19 protein-coding genes and 1 riboswitch are annotated in these 18,483 nt (G+C 43.6%); of the genes, 18 read left to right on the plus strand and 1 reads right to left on the minus strand.

What is annotated here, in order from left to right:
* Nucleotides 1-42 precede the first annotated feature (42 nt).
* From IRE19_RS14960 to IRE19_RS15005, 10 genes are all read left to right on the plus strand, one after another.
* The gene (locus tag IRE19_RS14960; RefSeq protein WP_191716523.1) at nucleotides 43-855 is read left to right on the plus strand and encodes a MetQ/NlpA family ABC transporter substrate-binding protein; all 813 of its coding nucleotides are present in this window, start codon (nucleotides 43-45) and stop codon (nucleotides 853-855) included.
* 151 nt (nucleotides 856-1,006) lie between these two features.
* Nucleotides 1,007-2,179, plus strand: coding sequence for a dicarboxylate/amino acid:cation symporter (locus IRE19_RS14965; RefSeq protein ID WP_191716522.1), 1,173 nt, complete (start codon nucleotides 1,007-1,009; stop codon nucleotides 2,177-2,179).
* Nucleotides 2,180-2,278: 99 nt separating this feature from the next.
* On the plus strand, nucleotides 2,279-2,803 hold the full coding sequence (locus IRE19_RS14970; protein ID WP_203341013.1) for a hypothetical protein: 525 nt from the start codon (nucleotides 2,279-2,281) through the stop codon (nucleotides 2,801-2,803).
* Between the two features lie 207 nt (nucleotides 2,804-3,010).
* Nucleotides 3,011-3,166 (plus strand): YuzK family famiily protein, encoded by a 156-nt coding sequence (locus tag IRE19_RS14975; RefSeq protein ID WP_191716520.1) that lies wholly within the window; start codon nucleotides 3,011-3,013, stop codon nucleotides 3,164-3,166.
* Between the two features lie 263 nt (nucleotides 3,167-3,429).
* Nucleotides 3,430-4,215, plus strand: coding sequence for a Fe-S cluster assembly ATPase SufC (sufC, locus tag IRE19_RS14980; RefSeq protein WP_290186712.1), 786 nt, complete (start codon nucleotides 3,430-3,432; stop codon nucleotides 4,213-4,215).
* Nucleotides 4,216-4,233: 18 nt separating this feature from the next.
* On the plus strand, nucleotides 4,234-5,538 hold the full coding sequence (gene sufD, locus IRE19_RS14985; protein WP_191716518.1) for a Fe-S cluster assembly protein SufD: 1,305 nt from the start codon (nucleotides 4,234-4,236) through the stop codon (nucleotides 5,536-5,538).
* A complete protein-coding gene (locus tag IRE19_RS14990) occupies nucleotides 5,538-6,767 on the plus strand; it encodes a cysteine desulfurase (protein ID WP_191716517.1) in 1,230 nt (409 codons plus the stop codon). Before sufD ends, IRE19_RS14990 begins: the two co-directional genes overlap by 1 nt.
* Nucleotides 6,757-7,194 carry a Fe-S cluster assembly sulfur transfer protein SufU gene (sufU, locus tag IRE19_RS14995; RefSeq protein ID WP_191716516.1) on the plus strand — a complete coding sequence of 146 codons (438 nt, stop codon included), beginning with the start codon at nucleotides 6,757-6,759 and terminating at the stop codon, nucleotides 7,192-7,194. Before IRE19_RS14990 ends, sufU begins: the two co-directional genes overlap by 11 nt.
* Before the next feature lie 20 nt (nucleotides 7,195-7,214).
* A complete protein-coding gene (sufB, locus tag IRE19_RS15000; protein WP_191716515.1) occupies nucleotides 7,215-8,612 on the plus strand; it encodes a Fe-S cluster assembly protein SufB in 1,398 nt (465 codons plus the stop codon).
* 160 nt (nucleotides 8,613-8,772) lie between these two features.
* Nucleotides 8,773-8,958 (plus strand): hypothetical protein, encoded by a 186-nt coding sequence (locus tag IRE19_RS15005; protein ID WP_191716514.1) that lies wholly within the window; start codon nucleotides 8,773-8,775, stop codon nucleotides 8,956-8,958.
* Between the two features lie 382 nt (nucleotides 8,959-9,340).
* On the opposite strand, the gene IRE19_RS15010 is transcribed toward IRE19_RS15005, so the two are convergent.
* Complete coding sequence (locus IRE19_RS15010; RefSeq protein WP_203341014.1) at nucleotides 9,341-10,021, minus strand: DNA alkylation repair protein; 681 nt, start codon at nucleotides 10,019-10,021, stop codon at nucleotides 9,341-9,343.
* 174 nt (nucleotides 10,022-10,195) lie between these two features.
* On the opposite strand from IRE19_RS15010, the gene IRE19_RS15015 reads away from it, so the two are divergent.
* From IRE19_RS15015 to IRE19_RS15050, 8 genes are all read left to right on the plus strand, one after another.
* Nucleotides 10,196-11,056 (plus strand): DUF72 domain-containing protein, encoded by an 861-nt coding sequence (locus tag IRE19_RS15015; RefSeq protein WP_191716512.1) that lies wholly within the window; start codon nucleotides 10,196-10,198, stop codon nucleotides 11,054-11,056.
* Nucleotides 11,056-11,883 carry a sulfite exporter TauE/SafE family protein gene (locus IRE19_RS15020; RefSeq protein ID WP_203341015.1) on the plus strand — a complete coding sequence of 276 codons (828 nt, stop codon included), beginning with the start codon at nucleotides 11,056-11,058 and terminating at the stop codon, nucleotides 11,881-11,883. Before IRE19_RS15015 ends, IRE19_RS15020 begins: the two co-directional genes overlap by 1 nt.
* A gap of 12 nt (nucleotides 11,884-11,895) precedes the next feature.
* The gene (locus tag IRE19_RS15025) at nucleotides 11,896-13,239 is read left to right on the plus strand and encodes a bifunctional metallophosphatase/5'-nucleotidase (RefSeq protein ID WP_203341016.1); all 1,344 of its coding nucleotides are present in this window, start codon (nucleotides 11,896-11,898) and stop codon (nucleotides 13,237-13,239) included.
* Between the two features lie 71 nt (nucleotides 13,240-13,310).
* Nucleotides 13,311-13,493, plus strand: a riboswitch (Lysine riboswitch).
* Nucleotides 13,494-13,601: 108 nt separating this feature from the next.
* Nucleotides 13,602-15,176 (plus strand): Na+/H+ antiporter NhaC family protein, encoded by a 1,575-nt coding sequence (locus tag IRE19_RS15030; RefSeq protein ID WP_203341017.1) that lies wholly within the window; start codon nucleotides 13,602-13,604, stop codon nucleotides 15,174-15,176.
* A gap of 196 nt (nucleotides 15,177-15,372) precedes the next feature.
* Complete coding sequence (locus tag IRE19_RS15035) at nucleotides 15,373-16,893, plus strand: sodium-dependent transporter (protein WP_203341018.1); 1,521 nt, start codon at nucleotides 15,373-15,375, stop codon at nucleotides 16,891-16,893.
* A gap of 15 nt (nucleotides 16,894-16,908) precedes the next feature.
* Entirely contained in the window at nucleotides 16,909-17,040 is a 132-nt protein-coding gene (locus tag IRE19_RS15040; RefSeq protein WP_203341019.1) for a methionine/alanine import family NSS transporter small subunit, read from the plus strand.
* Nucleotides 17,041-17,183: 143 nt separating this feature from the next.
* Nucleotides 17,184-18,107 (plus strand): lipoyl synthase, encoded by a 924-nt coding sequence (lipA, locus tag IRE19_RS15045; protein WP_191716506.1) that lies wholly within the window; start codon nucleotides 17,184-17,186, stop codon nucleotides 18,105-18,107.
* A 15-nt stretch (nucleotides 18,108-18,122) separates the two neighbouring features.
* Nucleotides 18,123-18,449 carry a YutD family protein gene (locus IRE19_RS15050; RefSeq protein WP_191716505.1) on the plus strand — a complete coding sequence of 109 codons (327 nt, stop codon included), beginning with the start codon at nucleotides 18,123-18,125 and terminating at the stop codon, nucleotides 18,447-18,449.
* Nucleotides 18,450-18,483: the final 34 nt, after the last annotated feature.

Consider the following 18,483-nt stretch of genomic DNA (forward strand, 5'->3'; position numbering starts at 1 on the left):
TCCGTTCCATAAACTAAAACACAGCAAAAGGGAGAGATAAAGATGAAGAAATTTGTAGTAGGAACAGCGTTGACAGCTTTAGTACTTGCAGGATGCGGAAATGGCGGAGCGGGTGAAGAAGAATCTAAAACTTTGCGTGTTGGTGCTTCCAATGTACCCCATGCTGAAATTCTAGAGCAAGCACAGCCACTCCTTGAAGAACAAGGAATCGAATTGGAAATTGAAACATATCAGGATTATGTCCTCCCTAACGAAGACTTGGAGTCTGGTGAAATTGATGCCAACTACTTCCAGCATATTCCGTATTTAGAATCACAGGTAGCGGATCATGGCTATGAATTCGAAAATGCTGGCGGAATCCACATCGAACCAATCGGAGTCTACTCACAGGATTACGCATCTCTTGATGAACTTCCAGAAGGCGGTACGATTTTGATGAGCAACTCGGTAGCGGATCATGGGCGTATTCTGTCACTGCTTGAAGCTGAAGGTTTGATCAAATTGGCTGAAGGCGTTGATAAAACAGCTGCTGAAGTAAGCGATGTTGTTGAAAATCCTAAAAATCTTCAGTTTGACGCGAACTATGAGGCAGCCCTGCTGGTTCAAATGTATGAATCCGGTGAAGGCGATGCTGTCTTGATCAATTCCAACTATGCCATTGATGCAGGAATTAGCCCGTTGGAAGATTCAATTGCACTTGAATCATCAGAGTCGCCTTATGTAAACATTATTGCTGTTCGCGCTGGCGATGAAGAGAATGAAAATGTAAAAGCATTGGTAGAAGTTTTGACATCTCAGGAAATCCAGGATTTCATTCTGGAAGAGTGGGGCGGAGCGGTCGTACCAGTAGATTGATTTTAAAAAGCATCTTTCGGGATGCTTTTTTATTTTTGGTGAAATAATAAAAATATTCCGTAAATTAATGTATAACTTACATTTTGTCTTAGTCTGTGCTACTTTTGAATAATAAAAAAGAAGCATTTGTTCATATGAGGAGGACAATTTCGTGAAATTCAATTTTGGTTTATTGCCGAGAATCATTGTGGCAATCGTTTTAGGTGTCCTTATTGGATTAGTTGCACCGGAAAGTATGGTGCGGGTTTTCGCTACCTTTACATCGCTTTTCGGAAATTTCCTAAACTTTGTGGTGCCGTTGATCATTCTTGGGTTCATTGCTCCAGGTATTGCGAAATTAGGAAAAGGTTCAGGCAAATTACTGGGGATGGCTACTGGTGCAGCATATGCGTCTACCATCATAGCAGGCGTGTTAGCTTTTTTTGTGGCAGTTACAGTCTTGCCTAATTTTATGCAAGAAGGTTCTTTAAGTGGCATGGAAGATCCGGAAAAGGCATTAGCAGCGACGTTCATTACATTAGACATGCCCCCTGTCTTTGGTGTGATGTCTGCACTGATTCTCGCGTTCTTGCTCGGTATCGGCATGGCGTCAACGGGCAGCAAAGTTATGGTTTCGTTTTTTGATGAATTCCAGGCGATTATTGAAAAGACAATTTCTTATGTCATCATTCCTCTTTTGCCATTTCATATCTTTGGTATTTTTGCGAACATGGCGTATGGCGGAGCCGTATTTGAAATTCTGTCATTGTTTGCGATTGTCTTTGTCATGATCATCATTCTGCATTGGGTAATGCTATTGCTGCAGTATTCAACAGCAGGAGCATTGAAAGGAAGAAATCCATTTATCCTACTAAAAACCATGATGCCGGCTTATTTTACAGCTCTAGGAACGCAGTCTTCAGCAGCGACTATCCCGGTGACGCTTCGCCAGGCACGCAAATCGGGTGCCAATGAACGGGTAGCGGACTTTACAGTTCCTTTGTTTGCGACGATTCATTTGTCAGGCAGTACCATTACTTTGGTGTCCTGTGCCATCGGTGTCTTATTGTTGACGGGCGGAACCCCAGTGTTCAGCGATTTCTTTCCATTCATTTTAATGTTGGGCGTTACGATGATAGCAGCTCCAGGAGTTCCGGGAGGCGCTGTTATGGCAGCAATCGGATTGCTGGAAGTCATGCTTGGATTTGACCCTACTATGGTGGCGTTGATGATCGCCCTTTACATGGCCCAGGACAGCTTTGGAACAGCTGCCAACGTCACGGGTGACGGCGCTTTGGCACATATTGTAGACCGTTTTACAAATGGCAAGAAAAGTTTGCAATAATTAAGCGATTCTGGAGATTGCGGCTATTTCATCTAGTCTATTCTATTGGTAATTTCTGTGCTATTATAACGGAGATATTACACAATAGGGGGAAACATCATGAAGAAATTTACAGCAATCGCGTTAACTGCCACCGTTTTTTTGGCGGCATGTGGAACAGATGAAACATCCGATACGAAAGAAGCGACTGCAGGCTCAACCGCTACTGAAACGGACAAAGATGTAAAGCAAGAATTGATGAAGTTTTATATGGCCATTCCAAATACGATCAATGCAGTTGACGGCGATTTGAATTTGTTTGAAATGGGCCAAGCTGAAGGTACATTGCCAGAGGGTGAGGAACTGCAGACAATGAAGGATGCAGCTATCCTATCTGCTGAAAATGCGGCAGATGCTGTAGAAACCTTAGAAATTCCAACAGCATTGGAAGGTCAGCAAGAACAAATCGAAACAGCATTTACAGCGATAATGGAATCTTATGAGATGAAAGCCGAAGCATTGGCGAAAGGCGCTTCTTTTGAAGCAGCTGACAAAAAGTTTGGTGAAGCGGATGCTTTGTTAAATGAATTGTTGGTGGAGCAGGATTTAGCCCCTTCGAGCGTCTACAATGAAGTTTCACAGTAAATAGATTGAACCCCAGACATTCACTTGTCTGGGGTTTTCTGATATTGGTAGATTAATAAGGAAATAGTTCTATTTTCAGATTAATTAGACAATAGCCGTGTTTATATGGTTGTTGATGGGGTATACTTACAAACGTAATCCTAAATCCCAAAAGATTGAAAGGAATGGTTCATTATCGAATCGCAAGGAATTGAAAAGACGGAGAAAATGGAACAGGCATTCAGAAACGCACATGGTTTCGGAATTGACGAGTACCAAAATGACCCTGACAAAATCATCGAAGTGGAACAGCGCCGTGAACAGGATTATCAGCTAGGCCAAAAAGTAGCCAGCCAAATCGAACGGCAGGTACATCGAGACTAAACATATAAAAACGGAACCAGCATCCTCGGATGCTGGTTTTTTATTGATACGGATTCTCATTTAGATACCTTTTATTGAAAATATAGAAGCATGACAGTTGTCATACAGCGCTTTTAGAAAATACTAGGAAATACAGTATTCTAAAATGTTTTGCTTAAACTTTTGAAGCAGTTTAATGATTTGCCAGTAAGGTGAATATGGGTTAAGATTAGAATGATACTAATTAAGAATGCTTTGCCATTCAAAATTAACTTTATGGAGGTATTTACATGTCAACTTTGGTCATTAAAGATTTACACGTTAAAATCGAAGACAAAGAGATTTTAAAGGGTGTAGACTTAACAATTAATACAGGTGAAATACATGCAATCATGGGGCCTAACGGCACAGGGAAATCTACTTTAGCATCGGCTATCATGGGGCATCCAAAATATGAAATTACTCAAGGATCTATCACTTTGGACGGCGAAGACGTTCTCGAGATGGAAGTTGACGAACGCGCACGCGCTGGCCTTTTCCTAGGTATGCAATATCCAAGCGAAATTTCTGGAGTGACCAATGCTGACTTTATGCGTTCAGCAATGAACGCACGCCGCGAAGAAGGCGATGAAATTTCATTGATGAAATTCATCCGCGAGTTGGACAGCAAAATGGAAGTGCTTGATATGCAGGAAGATATGGCACAGCGTTACTTGAACGAAGGCTTCTCAGGCGGGGAAAAGAAACGCAATGAGATTCTTCAATTGATGATGATCAAACCGAAATTCGCGATTCTGGATGAGATTGACTCTGGTTTGGATATCGATGCATTGAAAGTTGTTTCAGAAGGCATTAACCAAATGAGAAGCGAAAGCTTTGGCTGCTTGATCATCACTCATTACCAGCGTTTGCTGAACTACATCACTCCTGACCATGTCCATGTAATGATGCAAGGACGCGTAGTCAAATCAGGTGGAGAAGAACTTTCTCACAAACTTGAAGCTGAAGGCTACGACTGGATCAAAGCTGAACTTGGCATCGAAGATGAGACTGTAGGACAACAAGCTTAATTGGAAGGGGCAACTAACGTGACGGTTGAAACAAATCTATCAATAACCGAGCAGGAAGTACGTTCCTTCTCGGCTTCTAAATCAGAACCTGAAGAGTTTACAAACTTGCGTGTTCAGGCGCTTGCAGCTGCAGAAACATTGCCGTTGCCAAAACCTGATAAAACAAAAATCACTGCTTGGAACTTTACAGAATTTCCGGTTCATTCAACAGAGAGTTCAACTTACTCATCGCTTACAGAGCTGCCTGAAGAGGTTCAGTCTCTTGTTGACTTGAAACAGAAAAGCTTGTATATCCAGCATAACAATACACCAGCCTATTTAGCATTGCCTGAAGAGCTGAAAGCACAGGGAGTTATCTTGACAGATATCTTCACAGCGATTCGTGACCATGCAGATCTTGTTGGGAAATACTTTATGAATGAGGCAGTAAAAGCTGAAGAACATAAATTGACATCACTTCATGCAGCTTTATTAAACGGCGGAGTATTTCTTTATGTTCCTAAAAACGTCATAGTTGAAGAACCTGTACAAGTGGTATTCATTCATGACAATGAAGATGCTTCGCTGTTCAACCACGTGTTGGTGGTAGCAGACACAAGCAGCCAGGTGACTTACGTTGAAACCTATATCTCCACTGTTCCGCACGCGAACGGATTGGCGAATATCGTTTCTGAAGTCATTGCGGAAGATAATGCAAAAATCACTTACGGCGCAGTAGATGTATTGGCTGAAGGATTTACTGCTTACATCAACCGCCGCGGAGTGGCAAAACGAGATGCGACGATTGAATGGGCACTTGGCATGATGAACGACAGCGATACCATCTCTGAAAATACAACTTACCTGATTGGCGATAACTCAACAGGTGATACAAAAACAGTGGTAGTTGGAAGAGGGTCCCAGAAACAGAACTTTACAACAACTGTAAGGCATTGGGGCAAAAATTCAGAAGGCCAGATCTTGACTCACGGCGTTATGAAAGAAGCCGCATCTGCTATTTTCAACGGGATCGGTAAAATCGAACACGGTGCATCAAAAGCCAATGCCGAACAGGAATCGCGTGTGCTGATGTTGAGTGAAAAAGCACGTGGAGACGCTAACCCGATTCTTCTAATCGATGAAGATGACGTAACTGCAGGACACGCTGCATCAGTCGGACGTGTTGATCCGCTTCAATTGTATTATTTGATGAGCCGAGGCATTACAAAACAAGAAGCTGAACGTCTTGTTATTCACGGCTTCCTGGCACCGGTTGTCCGTGTATTGCCAATCGAAGGCGTTAAAAAGCAATTGACGGAGGTTATCGAAAGGAAAGTCCGCTAATGATCAACCAAGAGATAAAAAGCTATTTTCCGATACTCAACCAAGAAATAAATGGGCATCCGCTTGTTTATCTGGACAGTGCAGCCACTTCACAGAAGCCGGTTCAAGTGATCGAAGCCATGAAGAACTACTATGAGTTCGACAATGCCAACGTACATCGGGGCGTCCATACGCTCGGGAACCGTGCAACTGAAAAGTACGAAGGCGCGCGCGACAAAGTCCGGAAATTCATCAACGCCAATTCAACGGAAGAAATCATTTTCCTGCGGGGAACGACAACAGCCATTAACCTTGTTGCGCAAAGCTACGGCCGAGCCAATGTGAATGAAGGCGATGAAATTGTCATCACCTACATGGAACACCATTCCAATATTATTCCGTGGCAACAATTGGCGAAAGAACGTGGAGCTATTTTGAAATATGTTGAACTTGAAAAAGATGGCACGATTTCCTTGGAGCAGGTTCGCGCTGCTGTAACCGAACGGACGAAGATTGTTTCGATGGTCTATGTCTCGAATGTTCTCGGCACTATGAACCCGGTTAAAGAAGTCGCTCAGATCGCCCATGAAAATGGAGCGGTTATGGTTGTCGATGGCGCTCAAGCAGCACCGCATCTGAAAATAGATGTACAGCAGCTTGACTGTGATTTCTTTGCTTTTTCCGGCCATAAAATGTGCGGCCCTACAGGGATCGGCGTTCTTTATGGCAAAAAAGAATTATTGAACAACATGGAACCGGTGGAGTTTGGTGGAGAAATGATTGATTTTGTCGGATTGTACGATTCGACTTGGAAAGAGCTGCCCTGGAAGTTTGAAGGCGGTACACCTATTATTGCAGGTGCTGTCGGATTAGGCGCAGCGATTGATTTTCTCAACGAAATCGGCTTAAATGAAATTGAGAAACATGAGCACCAAATGGCTGCTTATGCGATGGATAAAATGGGCGGCATCGAAGGACTGGAAATCTACGGTCCAGCTGATCCCCAGCATCGGGCAGGCATCGTCACCTTCAACTTGAACGATGTCCATCCGCATGATGTTGCCACTGTCCTTGACATGAGCGGTATTGCGGTTCGTGCAGGCCATCACTGTGCGCAGCCTTTGATGAAATGGCTGGAAGTTACAGCTACAGCACGCGCAAGCTTCTACTTATACAATAGCGAGTCAGATGTTGACCGCTTAGTGGAAGGTCTGCGTTCAGCAAAGGAGTATTTCAACGATGTCTTCTAATTTAGATCAATTATACCGACGCGTCATTATGGACCATTACAAAACGCCCCGCAATAAGGGCACAATTGAAAACAACAGCGTCAATATCGAGATGAACAATCCGACCTGTGGAGATCGCATCCATCTGACTTTGCAGGTCGAAGACGGCATCGTCAAAGATGCGAAGTTTGACGGTGAAGGATGTTCGATTTCTATGGCTTCAGCTTCGATGATGACGCAGGCAGTTAAGGGGCAGGAAATTGATACGGCATTACGGCTTTCCGGCATCTTTTCTGATATGATGCTTGGCAAAGAGTACGATGATTCGATTGACCTTGGTGACATTGAAGCATTGCAAGGCGTCTCTCAGTTCCCGGCCCGTATTAAATGTGCGACTTTAGCTTGGAAAGCCATGGAAAAAGGCGTGCAAAACGAAGAAAAATCGTAACACAGAACGGAGGAACGACGATGGCGAAAAAAATGCCGGAAATCGGTGATTATAAATATGGGTTCCACGACAAGGATGTTTCAGTTTTCAGATCCAAACGTGGACTTACTGAAGATATTGTAAGAGAAATTTCGAAGATCAAAGAAGAACCGGAATGGATGTTGAAATCCCGTCTGAAAGCATTGAAATTGTTTTACTCAATGCCGATGCCACAATGGGGCGGAGATTTGGGTTCGTTGAACTTTGATGAAATTACGTATTACGTAAAACCATCTGAAGCAAGCCAGACTTCTTGGGATGAAGTTCCTGAAGAAATCAAACGCACATTCGACAAGTTGGGCATTCCAGAAGCAGAGCAAAAATATTTGGCTGGTGTATCGGCTCAGTATGAATCTGAAGTGGTTTACCACAACATGAAAGTTGAATTGGAAGATATGGGGATCGTCTTTAAAGACACCGGTGCCGCTCTTCGTGAAAACGAAGACCTGTTCAAAGAATACTGGCAGTCGGTCATCCCGGCAGCTGACAATAAATTCGCTGCATTGAATACTGCAGTATGGTCTGGTGGATCTTTCATCTACGTGCCTAAAGGCATCAAAGTGGAATCTCCGCTACAAGCTTACTTCCGTATCAACTCTGAAAACATGGGTCAATTTGAACGTACATTGATCATTGTCGATGAAGGCGCAAGCGTACATTACGTGGAAGGCTGTACAGCTCCTGTCTACACAACGAATTCACTTCACTCAGCGGTAGTTGAAATCATTGTGAAGAAAGATGCATATTGCCGTTACACGACCATCCAGAACTGGGCGAACAACGTCTATAACCTAGTGACCAAGCGTGCATTTGTTGACGCTAACGGTACAATGGAATGGATCGATGGCAACATCGGATCGAAATTGACAATGAAATACCCAGCTGTTTACTTGAAAGGCGAAGGCGCACGCGGCATGACGTTGTCGATTGCAATCGCCGGCAAAGGACAACATCAGGATGCTGGAGCGAAAATGATCCATTTGGCTCCTAATACATCTTCTTCTATTGTTTCGAAGTCAATCTCGAAACAAGGCGGTAAAGTTTCGTATCGCGGAATCGTTCACTTCGGCCGCAAAGCCGATGGCGCTCGTTCAAACATCGAGTGTGATACATTGATTATGGATAATCAGTCTACTTCTGATACCATTCCATACAATGAAATCCTGAACGACAACGTATCTTTGGAGCACGAAGCGAAAGTTTCGAAAGTGTCTGAAGAGCAATTGTTCTACTTGATGAGCCGTGGCGTTTCTGAACAGGAAGCAACAGAAATGATCGTAATGGGCTTTATCGAACCATTCACGAAAGAACTTCCAATGGAATATGCGGTTGAAATGAACCGTTTGATCAAGTTCGAAATGGAAGGCTCGATCGGTTAATAGTTTAATCCAAAACCCTTGGCAATGACATTGTTCATGCCAAGGGTTATTTTTATTTCTTTCAGGGAAATAAGAAGCGATTACTGGATTCTTCAGTTTTAGGGTCTACAGAATGGGTATAGCAACTAAGAGCTTAAATTTAAAAGGAGGAATGTAGGACATGAGTCAAACATTCGATGCACTGAAAGAAAAATTAAGCAATGCAGACTTAGGACAGGCGAAAGAAGTCATGGAACAAGCCAAACAAGCATATGAAGACGGGAAAATCGATGAAAACGAAAAGAAAGAGCTTTTCGAATCGGCTAAATCCGTAATTGGCGGAAAAGGGCTAGGCGGATTATTTTAAGTCATTAAGATAAAACTTCTTAACCGATGAAAATAGTGAATAGGATAAAACCCGGCGCATTGGTGCCGGGTTTTTTCGGATTGCCGAAAGCCATTGCCAACTTTTTCGGATCGCACTACAGCTCGTGTTCTATTAGGAACTTTGGCACAACGATGGAAAACCATATGAACGATTGCCAATTTCTACGAACGACCAGAAAGCATCAAAGTACCCGTTGATGGAAAGAGGAGAGACGATCATCGAAGCGGCAAGGCCTTTTGCCTAGTTATCTTATTCGGATATTTTCAGTCATTACGAAAACAGCGTTTCTGCATGATCAATGGGATTTTTTTAAAAAGAGAAGAGACACAGCAGAAACGGATTTCCTGTGAAACGAAGGCTTTTAGTATTTAATATTTTTCAACGCTTCACGTTTACTGAGCGGCATTAGGGAGTGCTCGAAAACGAAAGTCCGAACCCACTCCGCATCTGTTTTAGCATACTCGCGCAATGCCCAGCCAATGGCTTTTTGAATGAAAAATTCAGAAGAACCAGCGTGCTTCAAAATGATTTGGCTGAGTGCTGCAGGATCGGTATCTTGCTTATATTTTAATTGATGGAGAATGGCAGCGCGGTTTGTCCACATATTTTCTGCTTGTGACCATTTAAGCATATGAAGAGTTCCGACAGCGCGTTCTGTTTGAATAACATGCCCCAAAGTTCGCGGTGCAATGGCGTCGACGCTGTCCCACCAGGATTTGCTTTCAATCACTTGCTGTAAAAACGGCAGGTCCTCCAAAGTCAGCTGCGTTTTCATTTTTTCAAGCACAGCAATGGCAGCGTATTGGTACTCGCGCTCCGGCAACTCATAAAGTTTCCATACCTCTTCGGTTAAATGCCTGCGTTCGGGCAAATGGAATTCGCGGAACTGCTGATTCAATAAGGCTTTTCGCAAAGGTGTTTTAATGCCTAAAAAAGCAAATTGATTGCGCATATAAGCAGCCATTGGTGCGGCCATTTCCATGTTGCGGTGAGCTTCGAACTTATTTATAATTCCTTTGGAGTCCCAAGGCTGTTTTTCCATCAGTTCAACCTCCCAAGTCTTTTGTGAAAGTGTAGCATACCCAAAAGCAGGGAACTGAATAATAAGAATAGATTCCCTCAGTTCTGCTTAATCCATCGGCAGAAATCTATTATAAAGACGCTGATTTTTTTCTATGCTATCATAAAATAATAACGAAAAAATGGAGGCGGGACAATGATCTATGTAGGTTTGACGGGTTGGGGAGATCATCCGGATGTCTATAGCCCAGGCTCAAAGAAAACAGAAAAATTGATTGATTACAGCGCACATTTTCCAATTGTTGAATTGGATTCCTCTTTCTATGCTGTACAGCCCGAGCGGAATATCCGCAAGTGGATTGAGGAAACTCCTGATCAATTTCAGTTTGTGGTGAAAGCCTATCAGGGCATGACCGGCCACCAACGGGGAGAGAATCCATTTGAAACGCGCGATGAGATGTTTGATGCATTCAGCAAATCCATTCGTCCGTTGAAAGAAGCCGGTAAACTGGCGATGGTGCTATTGCAGTTTCCGCCATGGTTCGACTGCCAAAAAGAAAATGTCGACCAGCTTCGTGAAATAACGGAGCGACTGAAGGAATTTGATATGGCTATCGAGTTCCGCCACCAATCCTGGTATGCTGAAGGAATGAGCGAAAAGACATTGGAGTTTCTGCGAGAAAACCATCTGATCCATTCAGTTTGTGATGAACCGCAGGCAGGGGATGGTTCCATTCCCCTTGTTCCGGTGTCTACACGCAAAGACAAAGTCTTGCTGCGTCTTCACGGCCGCAATGTGCACGGCTGGCTCAATCCGGGGCATGGCCAAAAATGGCGCGAAGTACGCTATCTCTATGATTACAATCAAAAAGAATTAGAAGAAATAAGCCGCGCCGTAAAGGCATTGTCCGACACCACAGAAAATGTCTATGTCATCTTCAATAATAATTCGGGAGGACATGCGGCAGGCGACGCCAAACAGTTTCAGGAAATGAACGGATTGGCATTTGAAGGCCTTTCGCCGAAACAGATGGATCTGTTTGAAGGAGGATTTTGATGGTCTTTATCATCATGGCGCTTGTCGGAATCGTTTCCGGTATCGTAGGCGCTTTGATTGGTTTAGGGGGAGGCGTCATTCTGGTTCCGGCACTATTATTTCTTGGAACAGGCTTTGCTTTTTTCCCTGAATTATCTCCTCAACAAATTGTCGGCTTATCCGTTATTATGATGATTTTCACTGGTCTGTCTTCAACCTTAGCTTACATGAAAGTCGGGACGGTCGATTACAAAAGTGGTATTATTTTCTTTGCAGGCAGTGCACCGGGAACGATAATCGGTGCCTTTGTCAATAAAAACCTGGATCTTCCTTCATTCAATCTTTATTTCGGCATTCTGCTAGTCTTGCTCTCTTTGCTTTTATTGATCAGGGGGCATCTGAAGGAAGTCCATTGGTTTGTCGATAACGGGCGCCAAACGACTTTTATAGATAAGCAGCAGAAAGAATATGTATATGGTTACCCTATTTGGTTTGCTTTGCTGCTGACCTTTTTTGTGGGTTTTGCTTCAGGGCTTTTCGGAATCGGTGGAGGATCCATCATTGTTCCTGCCATGATTCTATTGTTTTTATTTCCGCCTCATGTGGCGATCGGAACATCGATGTTCATGGTTTTTTTATCGGCCATCATCAACTCCATCACTCATATCTCATTGGGGCATGTGCCATGGATCTACACAGCGGCAGTAGTCCCAGGTGCATACATTGGTGCGAAACTCGGAGCTCGTCTAAACAAACACCTTAACTCCGAAACGTTGGTCATTATTTTACGTCTAGTGCTCCTGGTTCTGGGGCTTCGATCGATTTACGAAGGAATATTTAGTTCTTAAAGAGGTGTTTTCATGAGCGAAACCATTCATATTTACCATACCAATGATTTGCATAGCCATTTCAAGAATTGGCCGCGCATCAAGTCTTTTCTGGCTGAGCGGAAAAGCTGGCATGAAGAGGCTGGCGATGTTTGTTTGATTCTGGATATTGGTGACCACGTTGATCGCTCGCATCCATATACGGAAGGAACAGCTGGCCAGGGTAATGTGCTTTTGCTTAACGAAGCGCATTACGATGCCGTTACTATCGGCAATAATGAAGGCATCACCTTGTCCAAGGACGAACTCAATGATTTATATGTTGAAGCAAATTTTGAGGTAGTGGTATCGAATTTATTTGACCTGCAAGGGCGCCGGCCAGATTGGGCAAAGCCTTTCCACGTCATTCATACAAAAAATGGCACACGCATCGGACTGGTGGGAGCGACTGCAGAATTCACCCCCTTTTATCAGAAACTTGGCTGGAAGATCACCGATGCAAAACAATCGATTATAGAAACAGTAAAGGAAATTGAAAACGAAGTGGATCTAATCGTCTGCCTGTCTCATCTTGGTGTCAAGGAAGATGAATTATTAGCCGAGCTTTGTCCACAGATCCACCTTATTTTAGGTGCTCATACCCATCATATTTTTCATGACGGGAAGTGGCAAGGAAATACGCTGATGGGGGCTGCCGGTAAGTTTGGTTTTTACATCGGCCATGTCACTGTAGAGGAGCAGTTTGAGAAATCTTCTGCACAACTGATCGAGACTTCCCAACTAAGAAAAGTGGAGGAAGGATTTGATGAATTCCTGGTCGAGCAGGGAAAACTGCAATTGGGAGAACTGGTCTTCCACAGTACGAAAAGCTTAAAAGCAGAGTGGTTTAAAGACTCCGAGATGGGCCTATTATTCGGACAGGCATTGATCGAATTTACGGAAGCAGACTGTGCGCTTTTTAATGCTGGAATTTTTATGCAAGATATGCCGAAAGGTGCTCTGACTCGCTATGATTTCCATAAAATGCTGCCACATCCGATCAATCCGTGTCTTGTCGAACTGAGTGGAGCGGAGTTGAAAGAAATCTACCTGCAATCGCTGAATGCGGAATGGCCACAGCTTGAATTAAAAGGTATGGGATTCCGTGGTGTGGTTTTTGGAAAGATGCTTCATATGAATATGGAGATAACTGATCACCATTTTTATATCAATGGACAGCTGGCGATGCATGACCAAATCTATAAACTGGTGACGTTGGATATGTTGACATTCGGTTATTTTTTCCCGAGTTTAAAGAGAGCGCCTAAAACGTATTTCATGCCTGAGTTCCTGCGGGATGTTTTCAGTCAGTATTTTCACAGCAAAGCCCTTAAGTAGAAGGAATATTCAGACTAAAAAGGCATTTGATTTTGTCAGTATTTTGGGCTATGCTAACAAAGAAATATATATTGGTGGGTAGAGGCTGCAGAGCTGATCAGTAGGATGTGCGAGTTTGACCGCGTTGACCGCATCTGAAAGGAAGTTTTGCCGAAATCGATTTTCTGGGGTCTCCGGAAATTGGATTGGGATCATTCTGAACAAGAATGATACTGTCATTTAGGCGGAAGCGTAAATGGAGGGCTACAGGGTTGTTTGATGTGTATCGCACAGACGAATTGTAGAAGGCTGACTGATCCAACTGGAGAGGTCGGCCTTTTTTGTCTCATTTTTCACCCATCAAAAAATAAGGAGGAGTTTTCATGGAGAATACGATTTTTTCGATTTTGCCGCCGATTATTGCAATCGTTATGGTGTTATTGACACGCCGTGTCCTGTTGTCACTGGGTACAGGTATTGTCGCGGCAGCCGTAATTTTGACTTGGTTTGCACCAATTGATGCTTTACAGGAGCTTGTCAAATCATTTACGATCATTTTTTGGGACGAAGGCTTTAACGCTTATAATGTCTTTATCATTCTTTTTCTTTTATTGCTTGGCATCATCACCGCGTTCGTCAGCTTATCCGGCGGCAGCCATGCCTTTGCTGAGTGGGCTTCGACACGCATCAAGTCGAGAAGAGGCGCAAAAGTCCTTACAGTGGTTTTAGGCATCGTCATCTTCATCGATGATTATTTCAATGCTTTGGCTGTCGGACAGGTTGCACGCCCAATCACCGACCGCTACAAAGTTTCACGTGCGAAACTTGCCTATTTCATCGATTCGACTGCAGCGCCAGTTTGTGTAATTTCGCCAGTTTCAAGTTGGGGAGCTGCAATCATAGGGATTGTTGCTACGATCTTAGCTGGCCAGACTTTTGTGGAGTATTCCGCTTTAGAAGCTTTCCTGTGGATGGCACCGATGAATTTCTATGTAGTTGCTTCGTTGGCGATTGTTTTCTTTGTAGCTATCCGGGATGTGGATTTCGGAGAAATGAGGAAACACGAAGTGTTGGCAATTACAAAGGGACAGCTTTTTGACCCTAAGAAAACCATACCTGGTGAAATGAAAGAAGAGTTCCCTTCGCATTCTTATGGACATGTAAGAGACCTATTGCTTCCAATTCTATTGTTGATTGTCGGTACTGTAGGCGCGATGATCTGGACAGGTTATCAGAATGCTGGACAAGTTTTCGATATTTGGTTGATTTTTGAAAATACCGATGTTCCCGCTTCCCTGTTAGCAGGCGGGATTTTGGGTGCATTGACGTCAATCATTCTCTATGTTCTGCAGATGAAAAAGAACGAAACGGCTACTGTTGGATGGATCGGAAAAGGCATCTGGGCTGGCCTTAAATCAATGATGGGAGCCGTACTCATTTTAGTCTTTGCCTGGTCTTTGACTTCTTTGATCGGTTCTCTTGAAACTGGCGCTTATCTAGCAGGTGTGGTTTCTGATGGCAATATTCCAACTTCAATTCTGCCAGTCTTATTATTTGTTCTCGCAGGAATCATGGCGTTCTCAACAGGAACTTCATGGGGTTCATTCGGCATCCTGTTGCCGATTGCTGGAACCATTATGATTGAAGCGGAACCTTCGCTGCTGCTGCCGGCGCTATCTGCAGTCTTGGCGGGAGCTGTGTTTGGAGATCATTGTTCACCTATTTCCGATACGACGATTTTGTCTTCAACTGGAGCGGGGAGCAATCACATGGACCATGTCTTAACACAGATACCGTATGCATTAACAGCTGCAGTCATTGCTGCAATAGGGTATATTGTCATAGGTTTGACCGGTTCTTTGCTGCTGTCATTAGGAACAGTGGCTTTGGTGCTGGCAGTGTTATTCATTGTCTGGTCACGACGGACAACTATTATTGAAAAACAACAAAATGCTTAAGTAAAAGAAGGCAGAGAAGCTTATTCTCTGCCTTTTTACTTTTGCTGCAATAGTTTTTTTAGAAAATATTTTGATTTCATCTTTACATTAAAGGAGCCTCTCGGTATACTATTTCTAGATTAACTAATAATCTGAAAATAATCAAAATTCCTATTTTTATGTAAATAAAATGGGAGAAAACAAAGGGGGAAGAGAGATGGAACGTTCGCAATGGGGTACACGTGCCGGCTTTATCATGGCTGCCGTCGGCTCTGCAGTAGGTCTTGGGAACATATGGCGTTTTCCGTATGTTGCGTATGAAAATGGCGGGGGTGCATTTTTCATACCGTATCTATTTGCATTGTTGACTGCAGGGATACCGATTCTTATACTCGAATTTACCATTGGCCATAAGTATCGTGGGTCAGCACCGTTGTCATTCTTTAGAATGGGCGGCAAGAAGTTGGAATGGATGGGATGGTGGGCTGTCTTTGTGTCCTTTATCATATCCGTATATTATGCTGTAATCATCGCCTGGGCAATGCGCTATACTATATTTTCTTTCAATCAGGCATGGGGTACGGATACACAAGATTTCCTGTTCAATGATTTTTTACAGCTGACAGTTCAACCGGGACAGACCGGCGGAATTGTCTGGGGTGTATTCATTCCATTGGCATTGGTGTGGATCATTACATTGGGGATTCTGCTGGCAGGTGTTAAAAAAGGAATTGAACTGGCCAACCGGATTTTCATTCCGACATTGGTGGTCATTTTCCTTGCTGTTGTAATTCGAGCGGTCACATTGGATGGCGCATTGACAGGATTGGAAGCCTTCTTCCAACCAGATTTTGATGCCATACTGAATCCAACGGTTTGGGTAGCGGCCTACGGGCATATTTTCTTCAGTTTATCAGTAGCATTCGCTATCATGATCACATACTCAAGTTATCTTCCGAAAAAATCAGATATCACAAATAATGCATTCATCACAGGATTTGCCAACTCTGCTTTTGAATTATTAGCAGGGATTGGAATATTTGCAGCTCTTGGGTTTATGGCTGCTCAGCAGGGCGTCGCTGTAGGTGATGTCGCAACTGCAGGCGTCGGTCTTGCTTTTGTGGTTTTTCCACAGATCATCAATGAGTTTCCAGGATTCAATGGCTTGTTCGGGACTCTGTTCTTCTTGTCTCTGACACTTGCGGGTTTGACTTCGTTAATATCAATCACTGAAACTTATGTCGCTGGATTCTCTGAGAAATTTGGAATTTCCCGTAACAAAGCGGTGTTATTCGGAGGCGGACTTGCCGCTTTGATTTCGATTTTGTTTGCGACACAAGGTGGATTGTACTTCCTGGATCTGGCAGATTACTTCATTAACCAATTTGGGGTTGCAGCAATCGGATTAGTGGAAGTTGTGCTGGTTGTTTGGGTCTTCCGCAAAGCGGATCTTCTCAAAGGCCATGCCAACGAAATCTCGGATATCCGACTTGGCGCCTGGTGGAAATTCAGCTTAGGAATCATTACGCCAATCGTTCTGGGTTATATGATGTTTGGACTTTTGAAACTGAATATCCTGAAAGAGTTTGAAACGGAAACCGGAAATTACGAAGGATATTCCGATATGTTCACCTTAACAGGTGGTGTGGCTGTTGCTGCAGCTGCATTGATCTTTGGAATCCTTTTCTCTATCGGTAAATGGCATAAAGAACAAGGCGAATATGACGAGCGCAATTAAAAGGGGGAGCTTCATATGACAGTAAGTTCGATTGTCGTCATGATTATTGGGATGGTCATCATTTGGGGTGGCCTAGCTGCTAGCATCATTCATGCAGTTAGAAGCAGCAAAAAGAATAAAGTAAGAGATGCTGCAAATAACGTTTAATTTAAAGGCCCGGAAACTCCAAGTTTCCGGGTTTCTTTATGCCCTCATGGCAGTAGGTGAGCTTGTGAGGAACATGCCTTTATGATACATTTGGAATAGAACCGGATTCCATCCGTAAATCAGATAGATAGGGGACGATGTGCGTGTCAACAAAGCAGGAACATCTTAGAAAGCCCGATTGGTTAAAGATTAAACTCAATACCAATGAAAACTATACCGATTTAAAGAAAATGATGCGAGAAAATAACTTGAACACAGTTTGTGAAGAAGCAAGGTGTCCGAATATCCACGAATGCTGGGGAACGCGGAGAACCGCTACGTTCATGATCCTCGGTGCCGTCTGTACAAGAGCATGCCGTTTTTGTGCAGTGAAAACCGGGTTGCCGAATGAGTTGGATCTTCAGGAGCCGGAACGGGTAGCAGCTTCTGTAAAAATGATGAACCTGAAACACGCGGTCATCACGGCGGTCGCACGTGATGATTTGAAAGATGGCGGTTCTGCTGTGTTTGCAGAGACAATACGTGCGATTAAACGAGCCAACCCATTTACAACTGTTGAAGTCCTGCCATCTGATATGGGTGGAATCTATGAAAATCTGGAACGGCTGATGGATGCTAAACCGGATATTTTGAACCACAATATAGAAACTGTGCGCCGTTTGACGCCAAGAGTCAGAGCACGAGCCAAATATGACCGGTCACTGGAATTGTTGAAGCGTTCGAAAGAACTGCATCCGGATATTCCAACAAAATCATCTTTGATGATCGGTTTAGGGGAGACCAAGGAAGAAATCATTGAAGTCATGGACGATCTCCGTGCTAACGATGTGGATATCATGACGATTGGCCAATACTTACAGCCCACAAAAAAACATTTGAATGTACAGAAATATTATTCGCCGAAGGAATTCAAGGAATTTTGGGAAATTGCGATGGCCAAAGGGTTCTCGCATTGCCAGGCAGGCCCTCTGGTGCGAAGCAGCTATCATGCGGATGAGCAAGTCAATGCAGCTGCTAAAGAGCGTCAGCGACTCGGAGAAGAGCAAGCAGCTGCTATAAACAGCTAATGGATGGTGAGAAAAATGATTACACTGGAACAGTTGAACTATGAAATACTGATCGATTACCGGGAAGGTTTCAAAGAAGAGGCATTAACTGCCCGCTATAGCGAAATTCTTTCGAAATACGATTATATCCTGGGGGATTGGGGTTACGGCCAATTGCGATTAAAAGGGTTTTTCGAAGACACTAACCACAAAGCAACCTATGATACGAAAATCAGTACACTGCAGGATTATCTCTATGAATACTGCAATTTTGGCTGCGCCTATTTCGTTATCCGGAAAACCGGTAAAGCGGTAATGCCGATTGAAGAATCAGAACAGCAGGCTCCCGAAGCGGACGTATAATCCGCCGGGGGTTTTTTCATGCAATATGATATGA

Source organism: Planococcus beijingensis (assembly GCF_016820615.1).
Taxonomy (GTDB): Bacteria; Bacillota; Bacilli; order Bacillales_A; family Planococcaceae; genus Planococcus; species Planococcus notacanthi.